At 33.2% G+C, this 21179-nt stretch carries 22 protein-coding genes; 12 read left to right on the top strand and 10 right to left on the bottom strand.

The features are described 5' to 3' along the window. The first annotated feature begins 71 nt into the window (after positions 1-71). Positions 72-455, top strand: a complete 384-nt coding sequence (locus tag BTR34_RS16850) for a DUF4258 domain-containing protein (protein ID WP_068484924.1) — start codon at positions 72-74, stop codon at positions 453-455. A 106-nt stretch (positions 456-561) separates the two neighbouring features. Here BTR34_RS16850 and BTR34_RS16845 read toward each other — a convergent pair whose 3' ends face one another. Continuing rightward, positions 562-1728 (bottom strand): proline dehydrogenase family protein, encoded by a 1167-nt coding sequence (locus tag BTR34_RS16845; RefSeq protein ID WP_068484925.1) that lies wholly within the window; start codon positions 1726-1728, stop codon positions 562-564. Positions 1729-1834: 106 nt separating this feature from the next. On the opposite strand from BTR34_RS16845, the gene aroB reads away from it, so the two are divergent. Together aroB and BTR34_RS16835 are read left to right on the top strand one after the other, a co-directional pair. Continuing rightward, the gene (gene aroB / locus BTR34_RS16840; protein WP_068484926.1) at positions 1835-2896 is read left to right on the top strand and encodes a 3-dehydroquinate synthase; all 1062 of its coding nucleotides are present in this window, start codon (positions 1835-1837) and stop codon (positions 2894-2896) included. A 108-nt stretch (positions 2897-3004) separates the two neighbouring features. After that, the gene (locus BTR34_RS16835; RefSeq protein ID WP_068484927.1) at positions 3005-3334 is read left to right on the top strand and encodes a hypothetical protein; all 330 of its coding nucleotides are present in this window, start codon (positions 3005-3007) and stop codon (positions 3332-3334) included. Here BTR34_RS16835 and BTR34_RS16830 read toward each other — a convergent pair. The 3 genes from BTR34_RS16830 to BTR34_RS16820 all read right to left on the bottom strand — a co-directional run bounded on the left by BTR34_RS16830 (position 3331) and on the right by BTR34_RS16820 (position 5661). Continuing rightward, entirely contained in the window at positions 3331-3852 is a 522-nt protein-coding gene (locus BTR34_RS16830) for a DinB family protein (protein ID WP_068484928.1), read from the bottom strand. The genes BTR34_RS16835 and BTR34_RS16830 overlap by 4 nt on opposite strands. 109 nt (positions 3853-3961) lie before the next feature. Then, positions 3962-4441, bottom strand: coding sequence for an Lrp/AsnC family transcriptional regulator (locus BTR34_RS16825; protein ID WP_068484929.1), 480 nt, complete (start codon positions 4439-4441; stop codon positions 3962-3964). A gap of 116 nt (positions 4442-4557) precedes the next feature. Further along, positions 4558-5661 (bottom strand): M14 family metallopeptidase, encoded by a 1104-nt coding sequence (locus tag BTR34_RS16820; protein WP_235843207.1) that lies wholly within the window; start codon positions 5659-5661, stop codon positions 4558-4560. A gap of 249 nt (positions 5662-5910) precedes the next feature. On the opposite strand from BTR34_RS16820, the gene BTR34_RS16815 reads away from it, so the two are divergent. The 3 genes from BTR34_RS16815 (at position 5911) to BTR34_RS16805 (ending at position 7533) form a co-directional block, all read left to right on the top strand. After that, the gene (locus tag BTR34_RS16815) at positions 5911-6273 is read left to right on the top strand and encodes a helix-turn-helix domain-containing protein (RefSeq protein ID WP_068484931.1); all 363 of its coding nucleotides are present in this window, start codon (positions 5911-5913) and stop codon (positions 6271-6273) included. 70 nt (positions 6274-6343) lie between these two features. Continuing rightward, the gene (locus BTR34_RS16810) at positions 6344-6721 is read left to right on the top strand and encodes a hypothetical protein (protein ID WP_068484932.1); all 378 of its coding nucleotides are present in this window, start codon (positions 6344-6346) and stop codon (positions 6719-6721) included. A 2-nt stretch (positions 6722-6723) separates the two neighbouring features. Next, positions 6724-7533 (top strand): TerC family protein, encoded by an 810-nt coding sequence (locus BTR34_RS16805; RefSeq protein WP_068484933.1) that lies wholly within the window; start codon positions 6724-6726, stop codon positions 7531-7533. Between the two features lie 460 nt (positions 7534-7993). Here BTR34_RS16805 and BTR34_RS16800 read toward each other — a convergent pair whose 3' ends face one another. The 4 genes from BTR34_RS16800 to BTR34_RS16785 all read right to left on the bottom strand — a co-directional run bounded on the left by BTR34_RS16800 (position 7994) and on the right by BTR34_RS16785 (position 14051). Continuing rightward, positions 7994-8950: a sterol desaturase family protein gene (locus tag BTR34_RS16800; RefSeq protein ID WP_068484934.1), complete on the bottom strand. Its 957-nt coding sequence runs from the start codon at positions 8948-8950 to the stop codon at positions 7994-7996. 109 nt (positions 8951-9059) lie between these two features. Continuing rightward, positions 9060-9488, bottom strand: coding sequence for a large-conductance mechanosensitive channel protein MscL (gene mscL, locus BTR34_RS16795; protein WP_068484935.1), 429 nt, complete (start codon positions 9486-9488; stop codon positions 9060-9062). Positions 9489-9496: 8 nt separating this feature from the next. Then, positions 9497-12163, bottom strand: coding sequence for a DNA gyrase/topoisomerase IV subunit A (locus BTR34_RS16790; RefSeq protein ID WP_068484936.1), 2667 nt, complete (start codon positions 12161-12163; stop codon positions 9497-9499). Positions 12164-12188: 25 nt separating this feature from the next. Further along, positions 12189-14051, bottom strand: a complete 1863-nt coding sequence (locus BTR34_RS16785) for a DNA topoisomerase IV subunit B (protein WP_068484937.1) — start codon at positions 14049-14051, stop codon at positions 12189-12191. Between the two features lie 239 nt (positions 14052-14290). On the opposite strand from BTR34_RS16785, the gene BTR34_RS16780 reads away from it, so the two are divergent. Beyond that, positions 14291-15196, top strand: coding sequence for a DnaJ C-terminal domain-containing protein (locus BTR34_RS16780; protein WP_068484938.1), 906 nt, complete (start codon positions 14291-14293; stop codon positions 15194-15196). A gap of 1 nt (position 15197) precedes the next feature. Beyond that, complete coding sequence (locus BTR34_RS16775; protein WP_068484939.1) at positions 15198-15491, top strand: chaperone modulator CbpM; 294 nt, start codon at positions 15198-15200, stop codon at positions 15489-15491. Here the strand turns inward: BTR34_RS16775 and ychF are convergent. Both ychF and BTR34_RS16765 read right to left on the bottom strand, forming a co-directional pair. Beyond that, the gene (gene ychF, locus BTR34_RS16770; protein ID WP_068484940.1) at positions 15488-16582 is read right to left on the bottom strand and encodes a redox-regulated ATPase YchF; all 1095 of its coding nucleotides are present in this window, start codon (positions 16580-16582) and stop codon (positions 15488-15490) included. The two genes, BTR34_RS16775 and ychF, sit on opposite strands and share 4 nt — an antisense overlap. A gap of 197 nt (positions 16583-16779) precedes the next feature. After that, positions 16780-17130 (bottom strand): 4Fe-4S dicluster domain-containing protein, encoded by a 351-nt coding sequence (locus BTR34_RS16765; RefSeq protein ID WP_068484941.1) that lies wholly within the window; start codon positions 17128-17130, stop codon positions 16780-16782. Positions 17131-17219: 89 nt separating this feature from the next. On the opposite strand from BTR34_RS16765, the gene BTR34_RS16760 reads away from it, so the two are divergent. The 4 genes from BTR34_RS16760 to BTR34_RS16745 all read left to right on the top strand — a co-directional run bounded on the left by BTR34_RS16760 (position 17220) and on the right by BTR34_RS16745 (position 21138). Further along, positions 17220-18284: an acyl-CoA reductase gene (locus tag BTR34_RS16760; protein ID WP_068484942.1), complete on the top strand. Its 1065-nt coding sequence runs from the start codon at positions 17220-17222 to the stop codon at positions 18282-18284. A gap of 71 nt (positions 18285-18355) precedes the next feature. Beyond that, positions 18356-19420 carry a 3-phosphoserine/phosphohydroxythreonine transaminase gene (serC, locus tag BTR34_RS16755; RefSeq protein WP_068484943.1) on the top strand — a complete coding sequence of 355 codons (1065 nt, stop codon included), beginning with the start codon at positions 18356-18358 and terminating at the stop codon, positions 19418-19420. 65 nt (positions 19421-19485) lie between these two features. Further along, positions 19486-20436 carry a D-2-hydroxyacid dehydrogenase gene (locus tag BTR34_RS16750; protein ID WP_068484944.1) on the top strand — a complete coding sequence of 317 codons (951 nt, stop codon included), beginning with the start codon at positions 19486-19488 and terminating at the stop codon, positions 20434-20436. Positions 20437-20505: 69 nt separating this feature from the next. Next, positions 20506-21138: a DUF937 domain-containing protein gene (locus BTR34_RS16745; protein WP_068484945.1), complete on the top strand. Its 633-nt coding sequence runs from the start codon at positions 20506-20508 to the stop codon at positions 21136-21138. Positions 21139-21179 lie beyond the last annotated feature (41 nt).

The raw sequence follows: 21179 nt of genomic DNA, 5'->3' as shown, positions 1-21179 counted from the left end.
GCCTTTTCATTTTCCTATCCTTCTAAAAAGGTATAATTTTACGTTTTTAATTATTTTCTACATAAGGTTATATGGATTTTCTAAAAAGGTTAGGTTTTTTCTTGGTAGGTTTATCTATCGGTATCGTTTTTTTAACCATGTTCTTTAAAAAGAAATCCGATGAAACCGGTGTTTATTTCTGCTACTTACCAAATTGCCGTACCCTTAAAGATATTCGTTCTAAACCAATGTATTATAGTGATGAGGTAAAGTTAAAAATGACGGAAAACCAACTAGATTCGCTAGATATTAAATACATATTAACAGAAGGAGATGTAGATTTTAGTAAAAGTGATACTAAATCTGTTCCCTGTAAAACCTATATTGTTGAATCTGAATTAAAAGAAAAAGATTGGACCTTTACTGTCAAAAACTGCAGCAATAAAGCAACAATTCAAAAAATAGAGGTTCAATAAACTACCTCGGGGCAAGCCCACGAGGCATTCGCCCGAAACGAACTTTTAATTTCGAGGCAAGCCTCGGGGTATTATACCCTTTGGCGGTGCCAATAAATTTACATTATTATATTTTTCTACGTTTTCTTTCTTTTTTAAGTAACCTTAATTCCCTGCTAGTTTGCCCAGCAACAGAGGTATTTTCATCTGCTCTTCTTATTAAATAAGGCATAACATCTTTTACAGGTCCAAATGGTAAATACTTGGCAACATTATAGCCGTTAGCAGCTAAATTATATGAGATATGGTCACTCATACCATACAATTGGCCAAACCAAACATGTTCGTTGTTTTTCTCAATTCCTTTTTTCTCCATTAAATCCATTAAAAGGTAACAACTTTCTTCATTATGTGTACCAGAAAAAATTGAAATCGTATCAAGATTTTCAATCATGTATTCGATGGTAGCGTTAAAATTGTTGTCCGTATCTGCCTTAGTCTTACAAATTGGAGAAGTATACCCTTTTTCCTGAGCTCTTTCATTCTCTTTTTCCATATAAGCACCACGAACAACCTTCATACCCACTAAAAACCCGTCATTTTTAGCACGCTCATGTAACGATTTTAAATATGGTAAACGATCCCATCTATAGGCCTGTAGGGTATTAAATACAATTCGTTTCTTTTTGTTGTATTTACGCATCATATCTTCAACAAGGTCATCTGCTGCGTCTTGCATCCAACTCTCCTCTCCATCAATTAATAAGGAAACCTCTAAATCGTGGGCCTTTTTACACACCTGATCAAATCTGTTTACAACCCGTTGCCATTCTGCCTCCTCATTTTTAGTTAGTTCTTTTTTCTCACAAATTTTTTGATATAGCGCAAAACGACCAAACCCTGTAGGTTTAAAAACAGCATAGGGTATGGCTTCCTTTTCTTTTACAAAATCTAAAATGGTCAATATCATTTTTGTAGCCGTATCAAAAGGGTCCTCTTCATCTTTCCCTTCTACCGAGTAATCTAGTACGGAACTCACTCCCTTACTCCACATTTTATCTACAACCGGAAGACAATCTCGTTCATTGACACCACCGCAGAAATGGTCAAACACCGTAGCTTTTATCAATCTTTCAACTGGTAAATGAGCTTTAAATGCAAAATTAGTCACTGCCGAACCAAGTTTAACTAATGGTTCATTTGAAATCATTTTAAAGAGAAAATAAGCCCTTTCTAGTTCAGAATCCGATTTTAGTGCGAATGCAGTTGCGGTATTTTCAAAAATCTGGTCCATTTTTTATCATTTATTCAGGTATCAAAGATAATAACACAATTTATAATCCTAAGACTAAAAATAACCTTTATTTTGTGGTCAAAATAAAATTTACTTTTCGACCAAAATGAACTCCATAATTTCCGACTCTTACGCTGTACATTTTAATGAAAAAGCATTTCAATCGCTAAACACTCATTTAGCAAAAATGAAATATTCCATTATTTTCATTTTAGTTGATGAAAACACACATGAATTATGTTTACCACAATTTATGGCAGAGATTAATGGCGACTACCAATTTGAAATTATCGAAATTGAATCTGGTGAGGTTAATAAAAATATAGAGACATGTGTTGGTGTCTGGGAAGCCCTATCTGAATTAGGTGCGGATAGAAAAAGTATATTAATAAATTTAGGCGGAGGAGTTTTAACCGATTTGGGAGGCTTTGTAGCTTCTACATTTAAAAGGGGTATAGACTTTATTAATGTTCCTACTACGCTTTTATCTATGGTAGATGCCTCTGTAGGTGGAAAAACTGGCATTGACTTAGGCGCACTTAAAAACCAAATAGGTGTTATTAATCAGCCTGTTATGGTGTTGGTTGTGCCAGATTTCTTGGACACGTTAGAAAACAGACAAGTTATAAGCGGTTTTGCAGAAATGCTGAAACATGGCTTAATTCAGGATGCTCCCTATTGGCACGCTTTAAAAGAAGTTAAAAGTTTAGAGGACATGAAAAAGCATATTCTTACCTCAATACAAATAAAGAATAAAGTAGTATTACAAGACCCTACTGAACAAAATATTAGAAAAATATTGAATTACGGTCACACGCTAGGCCATGCCATAGAATCCTATTTTTTAGAAAGTGATGCTAAAGAAATGCTATTACATGGCGAAGCAATTGCCTTAGGAATGATATTAGAAGGGTATTTATCTCATAAATTATTAGGATTAACGGCAGAATCATTATCCGATATAAAAAACACCTTTTTAAGCAGGTACGATAAAGTAGAATTTTCGGATAATGATATTGAGTCTATCTTAAAACTAATGAAGTATGATAAGAAAAATTCTCACGGAAAAGTGAATTTTGTTCTGCTAAAAACGATAGGTTCGCCACAAGTTGACCTACAGATACCCATAGAATTATTTTTCGAAGCATTTGCTTACTACAAAGTTTAAAAACTTCATATACCAAAAACACTACTTTCACAACTCAAAATACATTTGCACTTAGATAATTACTAGATTGGATTAAGAAAATTATAACCGTCTTAAACCAAAATAGTTATGACCAGAAGACTTATAGATTATCGTAAATTAGACCATCAATTGGCGGCACTACTAATTGAAACTTATCCTTATGGTTATGGGGATGAGGATATCATCACTTTTAAAAATGTACAAGGAGATTATGTAGAAGCTGTTCAATTAAAGACAGCCGATACCCTTTATCTTATAAAAATCAGTAAGAGCCTCTCTAACTTCATTGCCAATTTTGAAGAAAATCTAGAAAAAGAACTTGAGCCAAAAACCCCTGAAGAGGTTATGCAGTCAGAAGATATGACCAAGGCGCTATATTTAAATTTTGAAAGAGAAACCGAAGAAGATTTTGATTAAATTAAATAACGCTCTTTTAAAATATGCTCATGATGTCTTTGATGACCGCTTATAGCTAAACCCAAAGCGGCAACAGACCAGGACATTCCACTTGCTGTACCTCGTCTTGTCATTATATCATTAGAAATATTTTTAAATAAACTAATTGTAGCATTCCTAACGGAAAGATACTCTTCTAGAATAGCTGCTTTTGAGCGATCATTACTCTTGCTTTCTAAAATATAGTCATCTTGTTCAAAACCGGGCATTGGGGTTTTATCATTTCTTGAAATTCTAAAGGCTCGATATTGAAATATACGTTCCGTATCAATTAAATGAACTAAAACTTCCGCAATGGTCCATTTTCCATCGCCATATCTAAATAACAATTGGTGATCTTTTAACTCCCCAATAAAAGTTTGAAACCATTCTTTTCCATCTACTAATGCAGATATAAGATCTTCATCATTATTTAGTTTTCTTAAATATGTAGCATAAAAAAAATTGAATTCATCTTCTTGTAAATCTGAAATTTTCATAAGTATCTATTTATATCGATATTCGAGATTATAAAGCTCTGGGGTAGTTTACTAAAAAAGCCCAATCATTAAAACAATTGGGCTTATTGTGTATTAAGAAAAACAAGTATTACAATTCGTTAAATATTGTATGCATTAATCTTTTCTTATCATTAAAACTTTCTTCCAATGAAATCATAGTTTCTGTTCTACTAATACCATCGATATCATCTATTTTAAAAATAATGTTTTTTGCATGGGTCGTATCTTTTGCTCTTATTTTACAAAATATATTGAACTTGCCCGTTGTAATATGTGCAATGGTAACGTTAGGTATTTGATTTAAACGCTCTAAAACAAATTTGGTCTGATGGGTCTTTTCCAAGAAAATACCAACATATGCTATAAACGCATACCCTAATTTTACATAATCTAAAGTAAGTGAAGAACCTCTAATAATGCCTGCCTCTTCCATTTTCTTAACCCTAACATGCACAGTACCTGCGGATATTAGTAGTTTCTTAGCAATATCTGTAAATGGAGTTCTGGTGTTATCGATTAACATATCCAGAATTTGGTGGTCTATTTCGTCTAATTTGACTTTTCCCATTGTTATTAAATTTTTGGCAAAAATAAAAAATTATCAAATTAAATTCATCAAATATCATTTTTTTTTAATGAAAATGTAACCATTTTAAACTTTTCAAAGAAATAAGGCAATAAACATCAATTTAAAAGCTTCATTAAATCATTATTTTTTATCCATTCTAAATCCTTTTCATTTTGAGAATTCAAATTTTTGTGCCCAAAAATTTCTTCAACATTAGGTTCTAAAATATGTCTTTCAGGACTAAACAGCACTTTACCATCTTTAAGAACTTCTTTGTATTGAATTAAAATCCTATTATTTCCATTCAAGTCCGTATTGTGGGTGTTAGGAGTATGTACCAATATATCTACAAATTGTTTATTATTTTCAGGTATGGCCAAATACTCTGCAACCGAAAAGTTTTCTATTGTATTATTTGCTACAGTTTTTATACCTTTCAATAAGGCATAAAATATGAATTCTCTGGTTTTTTCTCTTTGATAATCATTTTTAAAATGCCCGGCCTCAAATAAAATTGTTGGTGTTTTTCTCATTTGAAAAGCATCACCCGCGCAGTTAGCATTAAAACCGTCATCATATCTTCCTACCTGACCAGGAATTAAATGTTGTAAAGTAGAATTCATTGCTGAAATTAACTGCATACTCAGTTTACGTGAAGGAGAATTATTCCTATCCACATCAAAAGCCGGTGCTAAAAATGAAACCGTTGCCGGTTTATTTGTTTTACCAACATTGAAAATTGTTCGTTGGTCATGCAAATTAAAACAGAAATGTGGCATAAAAGCCTCATATTCCTTTTTTAGAATTTGACTTTCTGGTTGCGTTAAATCTTGAGCATCTCTATTTAAATCAATATTATTTGCATTTACCCTAGTATAGTCTCGGGCACCATCGGGATTTAAAATGGGAATAATTTTTAAGGTACAGGCTTTTGCTAATTCTTGTCCATCATTTTCCTCTACCATTAAGTAACTTAATAAATCTATAACTGCCTTCGTTGTTGTAGATTCATTTCCGTGCATTTGAGACCACATTAAAATACGTTTGGGACCATCACCAAAAGTGATGCTCTTTATAACTTCATCACGAACAGAAACACCTATTTTTTCAACTTTAAAATCTTGAGATAACCCGGCTATAAACTTAGCCAAATGATCCATAGTAATGTACCTATCTTGAATACTAGACACATAAATTTTATCAAACTCGGTAAACTTCATTATAAACATCATTTTAATTAAAACAAAAATAAGGTAGTCACTGTTTACAATTGTAAACAGTTTACTTTTTGAGAAATGATGCTTTCAACATATTTTAGAATGTAAGCAAGATAATTCAACTTAAAATACTATAATTCAGTAAATTATACATTTTTAAATAAATAATAACTTTTATCATTTTAGTATAATTTAGGACACATCACGCTCCTAACCAACAAACCAATTTATAAATACATTATTTTTGTAAACATGTTAGATACGAACTTATTTATTTCAAGGATAAAAACAATTCTTGACCAAAATGAACTTTCTTCAGCAGCGTTTGCCGATTTAATAAAGGTACAACGATCAAGTATTTCACATTTATTAAACGGGAGAAATAAGCCTAGTCTAGAATTTATAATGAAAGTAAATGAAACTTTTAAAGAAGTAGATTTACAATGGTTGGTGTATGGTAATGGTAATTACCCAAATGAAAATTCAGAAAATAAAATGCACGTAGCAATAAAAACAGATAAGCAATTAAATATAAACACAAGCGACAACAAGACTATAGATCGCATTGTGATTTTTTATACCGACGGAACGTTTAAAAATTATAATGAACAATAAACTTTCATTTAAGATTAAACAATTAAATATTTTCATAATTTCCTCCCTCCTATTTATTTATTTTTGAGCCATGATTAAAAGAATAATTATTTTACTAATAACACCTGTATTATTTTATTCGTGTTATGAACCCGAACGCAACTGTCAAGATTACAAAACCGGAACTTTTAAGTTTACCTATGAGATAGATGGACTCAAAAAAGTTGGTAAGTTTACGCGTGGTGAAGATTTTAGCGTTGATTACTACGAAAATAAAATAGATAGTGCCACTATACGCTGGTATAACGAATGTGAATTTGTTTTGCAAGACATAAATAGCAAAACCGCAATCCAGTATAAAATTATTAACACTACAGATTCATCGTACACTTTTCAATACAAAAGTGCTGTTAAGGATGTAAATAAAGAACTAGTTGTTAAAACGGGAACCGCATTTAAAATAGACTAACTATGTTTGAAATTTTCGCCAACCCAGATGCCTGGGTCGCTTTATTGACGCTGACTTTTCTTGAAATAATATTAGGTATAGACAATATTTTATTTATTTCAATTGCAGCAGATAAGCTAGCACCTAGCCAGCAAAAAAAAGCTACAAACATTGGTTTAGTTCTGGCCATGGTTACGCGTATTGTTTTACTATTTGGCATCTCCTTACTTACCACTTTGAAAAAACCTTTTTGGGTTTTCGACAATGATTGGATTACCGGCGGAATTAGTGGTGAGGGATTAATATTATTTTTAAGTGGTTTGTTTTTACTTTATAAAGGCACAAAAGAAATTCGGGAGAAAGTAGAGGACCAAGACCATGATGAGCGCGAAGTAAAAAAGGCCAGATCAACCTCTTTAACTAATGCCATTCTCCAAATAACGGTTATTAACATTGTTTTTTCATTTGACTCAATACTAACAGCTATTGGAATGACGAATGGCATATCGCTAAACCCAAATGATGCTCTTCTTTTAATGATAGTTGCCGTGGTTATTTCCCTAATTATTATGATGGTATTTACAAACCCAATTGGGAAGTTTATTAATAGACACCCTTCTATTCAAATTTTAGGCTTATCATTTTTAATTTTAATAGGTTTTACACTTATTGCAGAATCAGCTCACATTAGTCATTTAATTTTATTTGGTAACGAAGTTGGCAGTATTCCAAAAGGATACTTATACTTTTCTATAGCATTTTCTCTTATGGTGATATTTTTCGATTTAAGTATGAAAAAGAACAAAAGCAATATAACAAGCGCAGAAGATTAATAAACGCTTTACATTTCTTAAAACCTTTTAAAAACTCATTAAACAAAGTTCTTAGGAGTTTTTTTTATGCACTCTTTTAATTATACTATACTTTACAATTTAAAAACTACGTTATAAACCCTGTTTTTAAATCGCTATTCATTAAATATAATCAGCCCTTTGCTATTTATGAGCTAATTTAGATAATAATGCACCGCGACCTACTGTTGAATATACTGCAGCCTACTTACGCATAACCCTTAAGCTTAGCCCAAGGTTGTTTACTTTTATTACCAAATAGAAGTATAAATCTGTAATAAAAGACAAAACTTAAAGTATAGCTTTTACAATTAAATATACAATTAGATTAATCTAAGAATACTAAAAATTACACTTTACCGAAAACAATTGAAATTTAGATACGAAATAATATGAATACCTATTAAACGATAGAAAGAAGCGTAAAGCTTCTTTTTATCGTTTAATTTGGTCTATTGAAAGCCACTCTTGGATCCGCCTTTTTTTGTTTTTCAAAAAGTCTTTGCTGCTGTTTAACCGTCATTGTACTTCCATCATGACTCCATCCTGGAGGTCCAAAAATATACATTAATTTATGACTTAACTTTTTGGATTTCTTTGTGTCGTTCCAAATATCTTTAAACTCATGGGTTAGAATTACAATGGGATTGTTAGAATTTGGAGCATGAATTACTCCAAATTTTACATCTATATTTTCGTCAAATTCTTTCCAGGTACCGAATATCTTATCAAAAAAATTCAAAAATCCACCGTGATTTTTATCTAAATATTCCACATTCTGGGCATGATGAACCTGATGCATTGTATGCGTATTAAATATTTTTTCTATGAATCCCATTTTAGGCACGTACTGCGAATGTAATTGAAACTGCCAAAATGATTCTATTGCTAGGCACACTACAACCATTTCTACCGGAAAACCTATAATAGGCATCCAAACATAAAAGAAAGGCTTGTACAAGAGAGTAAACCAGCCATTACGAATAGCAGTACCAAGGTTATAATTATCCGAAGAATGATGCACTATGTGCGCTGCCCAAAGTATGCGTATTTCATGATTTGCCCTATGAAACCAATAATACGTAAAATCATCTGCCAATTGACATAGCAGCCAAACATACCAGGCATAACCAAAAGACTTATAGCCCATTATATTTGTTCTAACCCCATCTACCATCGGATTAAACAATTCGTATGCGTATTCAAAAAGTACAACTAATAAAATTACTTTTAGTAAAGGTCCTATAATAGCGGAGCCAATTCCCATTACGCTACTTGCAGCAAAATCTTTCCAATCATAAAGATCAGTATCTCCGTGAGTTTTACTGTAGGTTAATTCCAATAAAATAAAGGCTATAAAAGCTGGGGCACCGTATACCAGAGGGTTGGTAAAATCCATTAATTAATTTTTTTTTGTAAATGTAGTCATAAAACCATCTATTCTAAAAGTTGTTAAATCTTAACTTCTTATTTAATGATAAGACTTTTCAATAATTTAAAAGATTTATCTATTTTTTCCCTTTAAGAATCTCATTTTGCTCTTTAAGTAAGTTCTCCAAACTAGAAAGCAATGCTATGTTTTTTGGAGTTTCTACTTCAACATTTGTAGGGTCTTCTGCTTTTTCTTTAAATCTGTTTATAAATTTCACAACCACAAAAATTGCAAAAGCTATTATGACAAAATCAACAAGTGATTCAATTAACTCTCCATAACCTATAGCTACTTCTTCTATTTCTGCAGTTGCCTCGCGCAGGACTAATTTCTTGTTAGATAGATTTACATCATCCGTTAACAAAGATAGCGGAGGCATTATAACTTTGGACACTAACGTACTAACAATCTTATTAAACGCCGTCCCTATCACAATACCAATAGCTAGGTCTATCATATTGCCCTTTACAGCAAAACTCTTAAATTCCTTAAAAAAATTCTTCATAAAATAATTTAATCAAATAAGGTTTTTGGTTCATCTGGTAATGACTTATCATCACCATCATTACCTTCAGTTTTACCATCAGATTCAATAGCCTCTTCATCTATTACTTCAATATCTTCAGCCTTGTCGGGCACAACTGGCTCAAAGGGTAAAGGCTCCATTGAATTTATATTCTTAACCTTTTCTGTTATAAATTGATTACCTAAAGCTTTTATTCCCTTAATAGCTATAAAATTCTCAATATCAACATGTTCATTCTCTTTAGCTTCTTTGCCTCTTGGCTTAGGAAATTCAATTTCAACCATTGGCCTCCAATCTGTCGAAACCAATTCTAAATACGATTTAGGATGTTCAGAAATAAATAATTCTTCTTTATTTTCATTTTCAATCAAGAATCTTTTTACATAAAAACGTTCTTTTTCGCCCTCCCAATAAATAGCCGAAATTGGTTTCTCTGGAATCCATTTTTCAAGAACAATCATATCATCATCAAAATGAGATGTCAAAACAGGCAAAAATGTTTTCGCAACACCTTTTTGATTAATCACCAAGAGTAGGTCATCTCCTTTAAATTCTCCAAGTAATTCTCCCCGCGCATCCACATTAAGCCTACGTACCACATCATCAAACCAAATTTTCCTTGGTTTTAAGGTAGATACTCCTTTTTCTTTTAGCTCTATGCGCTTAACAGAATACTTAGTAACTATATTTCCTTTTGATGCTCTTCCTTTAATAAGCACATCAGAGAAATCGATATCCCATTTTAACTTCTTAATACTACCCACCTGACGTAATAAAACGGTTACCACTTCCGCTTCACCATTAGGGTTGGCAGAGAAATATAAGACTTGAGAACCAGCTTTACCAGTGGTTAAATCATAAACCCGATCTCTTGTAATGCTAGTAACGTTAAATCGTTTAATGTATGTAGGTCCACCTTTACCATCTTTATAAACTAAATTATAGGTAGTACGTTTATCTTTTTTCTTAAAGACGGCAACATGGATAATACCCTTACCAATAAAAATTTTAGAGTCTACTTTAGACACCATCATTTGACCATCGCTAGTAATGGCAATAATATCATCTATATCACTACAATCTGTTATGTACTCATCTTTCTTTAACGACGTACCAACAAATCCTTCTTCTCTATTTACATACAGCTTTGTATTTCTAATCGCTACTTTTGTTGCTTCAATATCATCAAAAACCCTTATTTCGGTTAAACGACTTCTGTCTTTACCGTAAGTTTCTTTCAAGTTTTTGAAATAGTCGATGGCAAACTCTATTAAATTAGCAAGATGGTTCTTAACTTCCGCTATACGATCTTGCAAACTTTCTAAATATTGTTGCGCCTTGTCTAAATCGAATTTTGATATCCTTTTAATTCTAATTTCTGTTAGCCTAGTAATATCTTCCTCCGTAACCGGACGCTTTAAATGCTTTGTAAAAGGAGCCAATCCTTTATCAATGGCGGCAATTACACCTTCCCAAGTCTCCTCTTCCTCTATGTCCCGATAAATTCTATTTTCAATAAAAATGCGCTCTAAAGATGCAAAATGCCACTGCTCTTCTAATTCCGCTAATTGAATTTCTAATTCTTGTTTTAATAAATCTACCGTAGAATCTGTAGACCTCCTAAGCATTTCGGTTACCCCGATAAAAAGGGGTTTATTGTCTTCGATTATACAACCTAAGGGAGAAATTGAAGATTCACATGCGGTAAATGCATATAGCGCATCAATAGTTTTATCTGGCGAAATACCTGAAGGTAAATGAATTAAAATCTCGACATCGGCAGCCGTATTATCCTCAATTTTTTTGATTTTAATCTTACCTTTATCGTTAGCTTTTAAGATGGAATCTATTAAACTACCAGTATTAGTACCATACGGTATTTCATTGATTACCAGTGTATTCTTATCTAATTGAGAAATTTTAGCTCGAACCCTAATTTTACCACCTCTAAGTCCGTCATTATAATTGGTAATATCAATAATACCAGCGGTTTGGAAATCTGGATAAATTTTAAAACGCTGTCCTTTTAAATGCTTAATTGAAGCATCTATAAGCTCAACAAAATTATGTGACAATACTTTAGTTGAAAGCCCTACTGCTATTCCCTCGGCACCTTGTGCCAATAATAGCGGAAACTTTACAGGTAAATTTACAGGTTCTTTCTTTCTTCCATCATAAGAAGCTTGCCATTCGGTTATTTTCGGACTAAATATAACCTCTAACGCAAATTTGGAAAGACGTGCTTCAATATACCTTGAAGCAGCTGCCCTGTCCCCTGTTAGTATATTTCCCCAGTTTCCTTGGGTATCGATCAACAAATCTTTTTGACCAATTTGCACCATGGCATCGGCAATACTGGCATCACCGTGCGGGTGATATTGCATGGTATGCCCAACCACATTAGCAACCTTGTTGTAACGACCATCATCCAACTCTTTTAAAGAATGCATAATTCTGCGTTGCACCGGTTTAAAACCATCTTCAATTGCGGGAACGGCTCGTTCTAAAATTACATACGAGGCATAATCTAAAAACCAATCTTTGTACATACCAGAAACCCTGGTCAACGCCTCGGAAGTATCGATATTATTAGTATTACTCTCTTCGGAAAGGTTTTCGTTTATTTCCTCGTTCAAATCGTCATTTTCTTCCATTCAGAAGCAATCGTATTAATTTAATTTATACTACTTTATCCTTAATTAAGTCAACTTCAACTTTAAGATTGTTAATGATAAATTTTTGTCTATCAGGGGTGTTTTTTCCCATATAAAAACTTAACAATTCTTCAATTGACATTGCCTTATCCAGCATTATAGGTTCCAATCTAATATCATCGCCAATAAAATGCCTAAACTCATCGGGTGAAATTTCACCTAACCCTTTAAAACGCGTAATTTCTGGCTTACCGGTTAACTTGTTTATGGCATGCTGACGCTCTTCATCACTATAACAATAAATGGTTTCTTTCTTATTTCGCACCCTAAATAATGGGGTTTGTAGAATATATAGATGATTTTCTTTTATAAGTTCAGGAAAAAATTGCAGAAAAAAAGTAATTAACAATAACCGAATATGCATACCATCAACATCTGCATCGGTAGCAATTATAATGTTATTATATCGTAAATCTTCAATAGATTCTTCAATATTCAGTGCAGCCTGTAAAAGGTTGAACTCTTCATTTTCGTATACAATCTTCTTAGACATACCGTACGAATTCAAAGGTTTACCTTTTAAACTAAACACGGCTTGTGTATTAACATCTCTAGATTTTGTAATAGAACCTGATGCAGAATCTCCCTCTGTAATAAACAAGGCACTTTCTAATCTACGATCATGTTTCATATCACTTAAATGCACCCTACAGTCACGAAGTTTTTTATTGTGCAAACTTGCTTTTTTAGCACGATCGCGTGCTAGTTTACGAATACCAGAAAGCTCTTTCCGTTCTTTTTCAGCCATCATAATTTTACGCTGAAGCTTTTCTGCTGTATCTGTGTTTTTGTGGAGGTAATTATCTAAATACTTACCAATGAAGTCATTTATATAGGTACGCACAGTCGGGAAATCTCCACCCATATCAGTAGAGCCTAATTTCGTTTTAGTTTGACTCTCAAAAACAGGCTCCATTACTTTCAGGGCAATTGCAGAAATAATAGATTTCCTAATATCTGAAGCGTCATAATTTTTACCATAAAAGTCACGAATAGTTTTCACTATAGCTTCCCTAAACGCTGCCTGGTGCGTTCCTCCTTGCGTGGTATGTTGTCCATTAACGAAAGAATGGTATTCTTCGCTATATTGTGTTTTACTATGCGTAATAGCTACTTCAATATCTTCTCCTTTTAAATGAATAACAGGATAAAGCATATCATCTATATTATTATTATCTTCAAGAAGATCTTTTAATCCGTTTTCAGAATAGAATTTTTCTCCATTGAAAACTATAGTTAATCCAGGATTAAGATATACGTAGTTCTTAAGCATGCGTTCTACATACTCATTACGGTACTTATAATTTTTAAAAATAGCTTCATCAGGAATAAAAGTCACTTTCGTACCTTTTCTTTTACTGGTATCTTCTGGGCCTATTTCGTTTTCGAGATTACCAGAACTGAATTGAGCTGTTTTTAATTGGTTATCCCTAGATGATTGCACCTCAAAAAAACTAGATAACGCATTTACTGCTTTAGTACCTACACCGTTTAGTCCAACTGATTTTTTAAATGCCCTACTATCATATTTACCACCCGTGTTCATTTTAGAAACTACGTCCACTACCTTCCCAAGTGGAATTCCACGACCATAATCCCTAACTTTAACAATCTTATCTTTTATAGTGATTTCTATAGTCTTACCAGCACCCATTACAAACTCATCGATACAGTTATCTATTACTTCTTTTAAGAGAATATAGATACCGTCATCAGCTGACGAGCCATCTCCCAATTTACCAATATACATACCCGGTCTTAATCGGATGTGTTCTTTCCAATCGAGCGAGCGTATATTATCTTCGGTATATTGAGTGTCTTGGGACATTTAATAAGTTTTATGAAAGTGATGCTAAAGATAGCACCACTGAACAAAAAATAAAACCCCTAGCTGTTAAAGTAATTAACAATAAAAAAAGGCTTTTTGTTGATAGCTACAAAGATTACCCCCGAATTTACTAATGTTATGATATCTATAATTTCGACAAAAAGACCATTTAAATGATAGCAATGGTCATAGGAATAACTTTTTCCTTTTTGTATCTTTAAGACAGAACTTAAAGACCTATGGAATTTATTGATTACTATAAAATTCTTGAAATTGACAAGAAGGCTTCGCAAGCTGATATTAAAAAAGCATACAGAAAGTTAGCTCGTAAACTTCATCCAGATTTAAACCCAAACGACAAAACTGCTCAAGAAAAGTTTCAACGTGTTAACGAAGCAAACGAAGTTTTAAGTGATCCCGAAAAAAGAAAAAAGTACGACCAATACGGTAAAGATTGGGAACATGCCGATGCTTTTGAAGAAGCCAAGAAAAATCAGCGCAGTTCATCAACAGGCAATAGAAGAACCTATTCTAGCGCTGGTGGAACAAATGAAGATTTTTCTGATTTCTTTGAATCCATGTTCGGTGGCGCTGGAGGAGGTTTTAGTAGCGGCGGTCGACAACGGCATACACAATTTAAAGGTCAAGATTTAAATGCCACCTTAAAATTAAACCTGTTAGACATCCTAGAAGACCAAAAACAAACACTAGACTTAGGAGTAAAGAAAATTAGAATAACAATTCCGGCCGGGGTTGAAGATGGTCAAACTATCAAAATTACTGGTTACGGTGGAGAAGGTGTCAACGGCGGACCTAAAGGAGATTTGTATTTAACTTTTGATGTAAATAACAACACTAGCTTTCAACGTGTTGGAAATGATTTGTATAAAAATGAATCTATCTCTTTATATGATGCCATTTTAGGTAGTTCAATTGAGGTAAAAACTTTGACTGGTAAGGTAAAACTAAAGGTGAAACCAGAAACCCAAAATGACACTAAAGTGAAATTAAAAGGAAAAGGGATGCCTGTTTATAAGAAAAAAGGTACTTACGGAGATTTATACATCACCTATAAAGTAACCATGCCTACGAACCTTTCAGATAAAGAAAAAGAATTATTTAAACAACTTTCAGAATTAGGATAATATGAATTCAGAAAATTACATACAAATAGAGGTGTATTGCCAACAAACTCAAACTCCGATAGAATTTATAAAAGATCTTCTAGAGTTTGATATGATTGAGGTACAGCAAATTGAAAATAAAATATATGTTGAGCCACACTACATTGTAGAGATTGAACGTATTTATAGATTACGAAAAGATCTTGGTATTAATATGGAAGGCATAGACACCTTAAACCATATGATAAAAAAAGTTAACCGGCTAGAGCAAGAATTAAAATTACTAAGAGACCGGCTGACTATTTATGAACATTAAACATTAAAACGGAAGTGCATTACATCGCCATCTTTAACGATGTACTCCTTACCCTCTACCCTCATTTTACCCGCTTCCTTAACTTTAGCTTCGCTACCAAAAGTTACGTAATCGTTATAAGCAATAACTTCTGCTCTAATAAATCCTTTTTCAAAATCGGTATGAATAACTCCTGCAGCTTGCGGTGCAGTTGCCCCAACTGGAATTGTCCAAGCACGTACTTCTTTAACACCAGCCGTAAAATAAGTTTCTAAATCTAACAACTTATACGCACCGCGTATCAATTTAGCTGAACCAGGCTCTTCTAAACCTAAATCCTCCAAAAACATTTGGCGTTCTTCGTACGTTTCTAACTCTGTAATATCTGCTTCGGTACCTACCGCTAAGAAAATAACCTCTGCATTTTCAGATGCTACAATTTCTTTAACTTTTTCAACATAGGCATTTCCAGAGACAGCTGCTTCTTCATCAACATTACACACATACATAACTGGCTTATCTGTAATAAACTGAAGAGGTTTTACAAATTCAGCTCTAGATTCCTTCTCAATTTGTATGGCCCTAACTGATATACCAGCTTCTAATCCGGTTTTTACGGCCATTAATGTTGCTTCTTCTTTTTGAGCCTCTTTATTACCGGTCTTTGCTGCTCTTTTTACTTTCTCTAATTTTTTATCAACGGTCTCCAAGTCTTTCAACTGAAGCTCCATATCAATAGTTTCTTTATCCCTAATAGGGTTTACGCTACCATCTACATGAACAATATTTTCATTATCAAAACAACGTAATACGTGCAAAATAGCGTCTGTTTCCCGAATGTTTCCTAAAAACTGATTTCCTAAACCTTCTCCTTTGCTGGCACCTTTAACTAAACCGGCAATATCAACTATTTCAACCGTTGCGGGTAATACTCTCTCAGGATTCACCAATTCCTCTAATTTTTCCAACCTAGCATCAGGCACGTTAACTACTCCAATATTAGGTTCAATAGTACAGAAAGGAAAATTTGCACTTTGTGCTTTTGCATTTGACAAACAATTAAAAAGTGTTGATTTACCCACATTCGGCAATCCTACAATACCTGCTTTCATAATTAAAAATATTTCAAGGGTGCAAATATAGTTTTTACTTGCAGATAATACATTCAATTTTCCTCCTTAAAGTTTTTACGAAAATTTAAAATAAACTACATGCAGTTTGCATTTAAAAAATTCTAAAATTCTAAATGCTAAGGAATGAAAAACATATGCTTCTACTGCCAAAGTATTCGTATGTAGAACACTAAAACCTACTCAGGATGCATAAAGCGTTGCTTAGCTAAAAGCACTTCTTCAGTCTCTACATGATCATCATCCGGCACGCAACAATCTACAGGACAAACTGCAGCACATTGTGGTTCTTCATGGAAACCCATACACTCGGTACACTTGTCTGGAGATATATAGTACACTTCATCACTTATAGGAACTTGCACTTCATTGGCATCTACTTCTTTACCATTTGGCAATACAACATTACCTTCTAAAGAAGTACCATCACTGTAACGCCATTCGTCAGCTCCTTCATAAATTGCAGTATTTGGACATTCTGGTTCACAAGCTCCACAATTAATACATTCATCAGTTATTATAATAGCCATAATTTCTTCTTCATTAAAATGCCCAAAAAAGAACGGGCATGCTTATTTTTGCACAAAGGTAATTCCTACCTAATTAGTATACAAATATAATGAGTCATCGTAACCTTACTATAGAAGCTTTTGTTAAACTTGGAGAATTTCTAAGAACATTTTGTGAATTTATTAAATCTGACAGCACTTCTGATGCTATTAATAACGAATGGTTTTTATCTTTTAAAGACGAAATTGAAATGGCCCAACATTATAATGGTTGGTTTACCGTAGATAATTGTATGTATGCTTTTGAAGAATGGGGCAATTTATTGACCAAGGAAAATATAGATAATTGGTTAATTAATTATGACATAAACACTAATAAAGAAAAAATTGTTGCCCTTATTATGGCCGGCAATATACCATTGGTAGGTTTTCATGATTTAATTTGTGTATTAATTACTGGTAATAAAGCACTGGTTAAACTATCCAGTAACGACCAAAAATTAATTCCTTTACTTGTAAGGTATTTAGAAGATGTAGCGCCTTATTTTAAAGGCCGAGTAATTTTCACCAAAGAAAAACTTGAAAATTACGATGCTGTAATTGCTACAGGTAGTAATAACACGTCAAGGTATTTTGAATATTATTTTGGAAAAAAACCAAATATTATAAGAAAAAATAGGAACTCCGTGGCTGTTTTGACTGGTGAAGAAACCAATGAAGATTTAACTGCCTTAGGTGAAGATATTTTTAGATATTTTGGACTAGGTTGCCGCAGTGTTTCTAAAATATTTATTCCAAAAGATTACAATGTCGATACTTTTTTTAAAGCTATTTTCTCTCAAAATGGCATTATTAATCATAATAAATACGCCAATAATTATGATTACAATAAGGCCGTTTATTTAATGAGTGAATTTAAAATTCTGGATAACGGCTTTTTAATTTTAAAGGAGGAAGAAAGTTATGGCTCCCCTATTGCCTCTTTGTTTTATGAATATTATAACGATTTAGAAGATTTAAAATATAAACTAAAGCAAGAAGAAGATAAAATTCAATGTATAGTCTCCTCAGGTTTTATAGAAAGGGAAATTGAATTTGGACAAACACAAAAACCAACTTTAAAAGACTATGCCGATGCTATAGACACGGTTGATTTTCTGTTGAGAACATCGTAGAATAAAATACCCTTCAGTATCGCAAATTCTTGAAAAAATCCTGACCTTTGCATCCTTAAATTACATTCAACATGAAAAAACATAATTTTAGTGCAGGTCCTTGTATATTACCCAAAGAAGTATTGTTAAAGGCTTCAGAAGCTGTAATGGACTTTAATGGTTCTGGACTTTCACTTATAGAAATTTCTCATAGAAGTAAAGATTTTGTTGCTGTAATGGAAAATGCACGGTCTTTAGCATTAGAATTATTAAATCTTACAGATAAAGGATATCAAGCTCTTTTTCTACATGGCGGTGCAAGTCTTGAGTTTTTAATGGTAGCTTATAATCTTTTAAATAAAAAAGCAGGTTACTTAAATACAGGTACTTGGAGCGACAAGGCTATTAAGGAGGCTAAATTATTTGGAGATGTTGTTGAAGTGGGCTCATCTAAAGATGAAGATTTTAGGTATATCCCTAAAGGGTATTCTGTACCTGACGGACTTGATTATTTACATATCACATCAAACAATACCATTTATGGGACTCAGTTCAAAAAATTCCCAAAAACAAATACACCGTTAGTATGTGATATGAGTTCCGATATTTTTTCAAGAAGTTTAGATTTTTCTCAATTCGATTTAATATATGCAGGTGCTCAAAAAAATATGGGTCCGGCTGGGGCAACCTTAGTGGTTATAAAAGAAGATATTTTAGGAAAAGTATCTAGAAAAATTCCTTCAATGCTAGACTATAAAGTACATATTAGCAAAGACAGTATGTTTAACACACCACCTGTATTTCCTGTATATACTTCTATGTTAACGTTAGAGTGGTTAAAAAGCCTAGGTGGTATTGCCGCTATTGAAGAGATTAATGAGAAAAAAGCAAGATTATTATATTCTGAAATAGACCTTAATCCTGTTTTTGAAGGATATGCCAATACCGAAGATCGTTCACTAATGAATGCTACTTTTAACCTTACGGAAGAAAGTTTAAAAAGTACATTTGAAGAAATGCTAAAAGACGCCGGCATTAACGGTCTAAACGGCCACCGTTCTGTAGGTGGTTATAGAGCAAGTATGTACAACGCCCTTTCATTAGAAAGTGTTGGTGTTTTGGTAGACGTAATGAGTGAAATGGAGCGAAAAGGATAATTAACCGAATCGTTAATTATTGCATTTATAATCTTTTACTCAACCTATAAACAATAAATAAAATTATGAAGATTTTAGCTAATGATGGTATTTCTAAAAATGGTATAGCCGAATTAGAAAAAGCTGGATTTGAGATAATTACAACCACTGTGGCCCAAGAACAATTGGCCAACTATATTAACGAACATAAGATTGTTGCTTTATTAGTTCGCAGTGCAACCAAAGTAAGAAAAGAGTTAATTGATGTTTGCCCTACTATAAAGCTTATTGGTCGTGGTGGTGTTGGCATGGACAACATAGATGTTGCTTATGCTAAATCTAAAAATATACATGTCGTAAATACACCTGCAGCCTCATCGGAATCCGTTGCAGAACTTGTTTTTGCACACCTTTTTGGGGGTGTTCGTTTTCTTTACGATGCCAATAGAAATATGCCATTAGAAGGTGACAGCAACTTTAAGGAACTTAAAAAGTCCTATTCAAAAGGTACCGAATTAAGAGGTAAAACATTAGGTATATTTGGGTTTGGAAACATTGGCCAAGCAACAGCTAAATTAGCTATTGGTGCAGGTATGAATGTCATATATTATGACCCCGAAGTAAAGGATGCTAATTTAGAACTCGTTTTTTTTGACGGTAAAAAAGTATCGTTTCATTTAAAGAATACTGACAAGTCTGATCTTATAAAAAAGTCCGATTATATTTCTCTACATATACCGGAACAACAAAATTATGTTCTAGGAAAAGCAGAATTTTCGCAAATGAAAAAAGGTGTTGGTATTGTAAATGCTGCCCGTGGAGGTGTTATAGATGAAGTTGCACTTGTAGAAGCTTTAGAGAATGGCACCGTATCCTTTGCTGGGCTTGATGTTTATGAGTCAGAACCAAAACCCGAAATTAAGATACTAATGCATCCTAGCATATCGCTTTCTCCACACATTGGAGCGGCTACACTAGAAGCACAAGAACGTATAGGACTGGAATTAGCTTCACAAATAATTTCACTACTAAAATAGTTGTTCACAAGTCAATTTTCTTGACTCTTTTTTGTATTTTTCGGCACTAACATTAAATTAACTATAGAAATGGCAGGATTATTAGATTTATTAAACAGTCCAATGGGCAAACAATTAATAAGTGGTGTAGCAGGACAAACCAACCAGCCGGAAGGAAAAACTGCAGATGTTCTTAGTATGGCAATGCCTTTATTATTAGGTGCAATGAAGAAAAATGTATCTTCGCCAGAAGGTGCTGCAGGACTTATGAGTGCTTTATCGAACAACCATAACGGTAGTATTTTAGACAACCTAGGTGGTTTATTCAGTGGAGGTGTTGATGATAATGTTATGGCTGACGGTGCTGGAATATTAGGTCATGTTTTTGGAAACAAGCAACCACAAGTAGAAAACGCATTAAGCCAAAAATCTGGTTTAGACACCGGTTCTATTGCTCAAATTTTGAAAATTGCCGCTCCTATTGTAATGGGATACATAGGTAAGCAAACTGCACAAAGTAATGTAAGCGACGGTTCTGGAATGAATGCTTTATTAGGCAGTATGTTAGGTGGTCAACCAAAAGAAAACCAAAGTTTAATTACAACGCTTTTAGATGCTGATGGTGACGGAAGTATTTTAGATGATGTAGCTGGTATGGTAATGGGCAGTAATAAAAGTAAAGGTGGACTTGGAGGTCTTTTAGGAGGTCTTTTCGGTAAATAAAATTCAAAGATTCTAATTATTAACCCGCTTACAATTGTAAG

Source organism: Maribacter hydrothermalis (assembly GCF_001913155.1).
GTDB classification, from domain to species: Bacteria; Bacteroidota; Bacteroidia; order Flavobacteriales; family Flavobacteriaceae; genus Maribacter; species Maribacter hydrothermalis.
The sequence above is the reverse complement of the archived record's forward strand: the minus strand, read 5'-3'. Positions and strand labels throughout refer to the sequence as shown.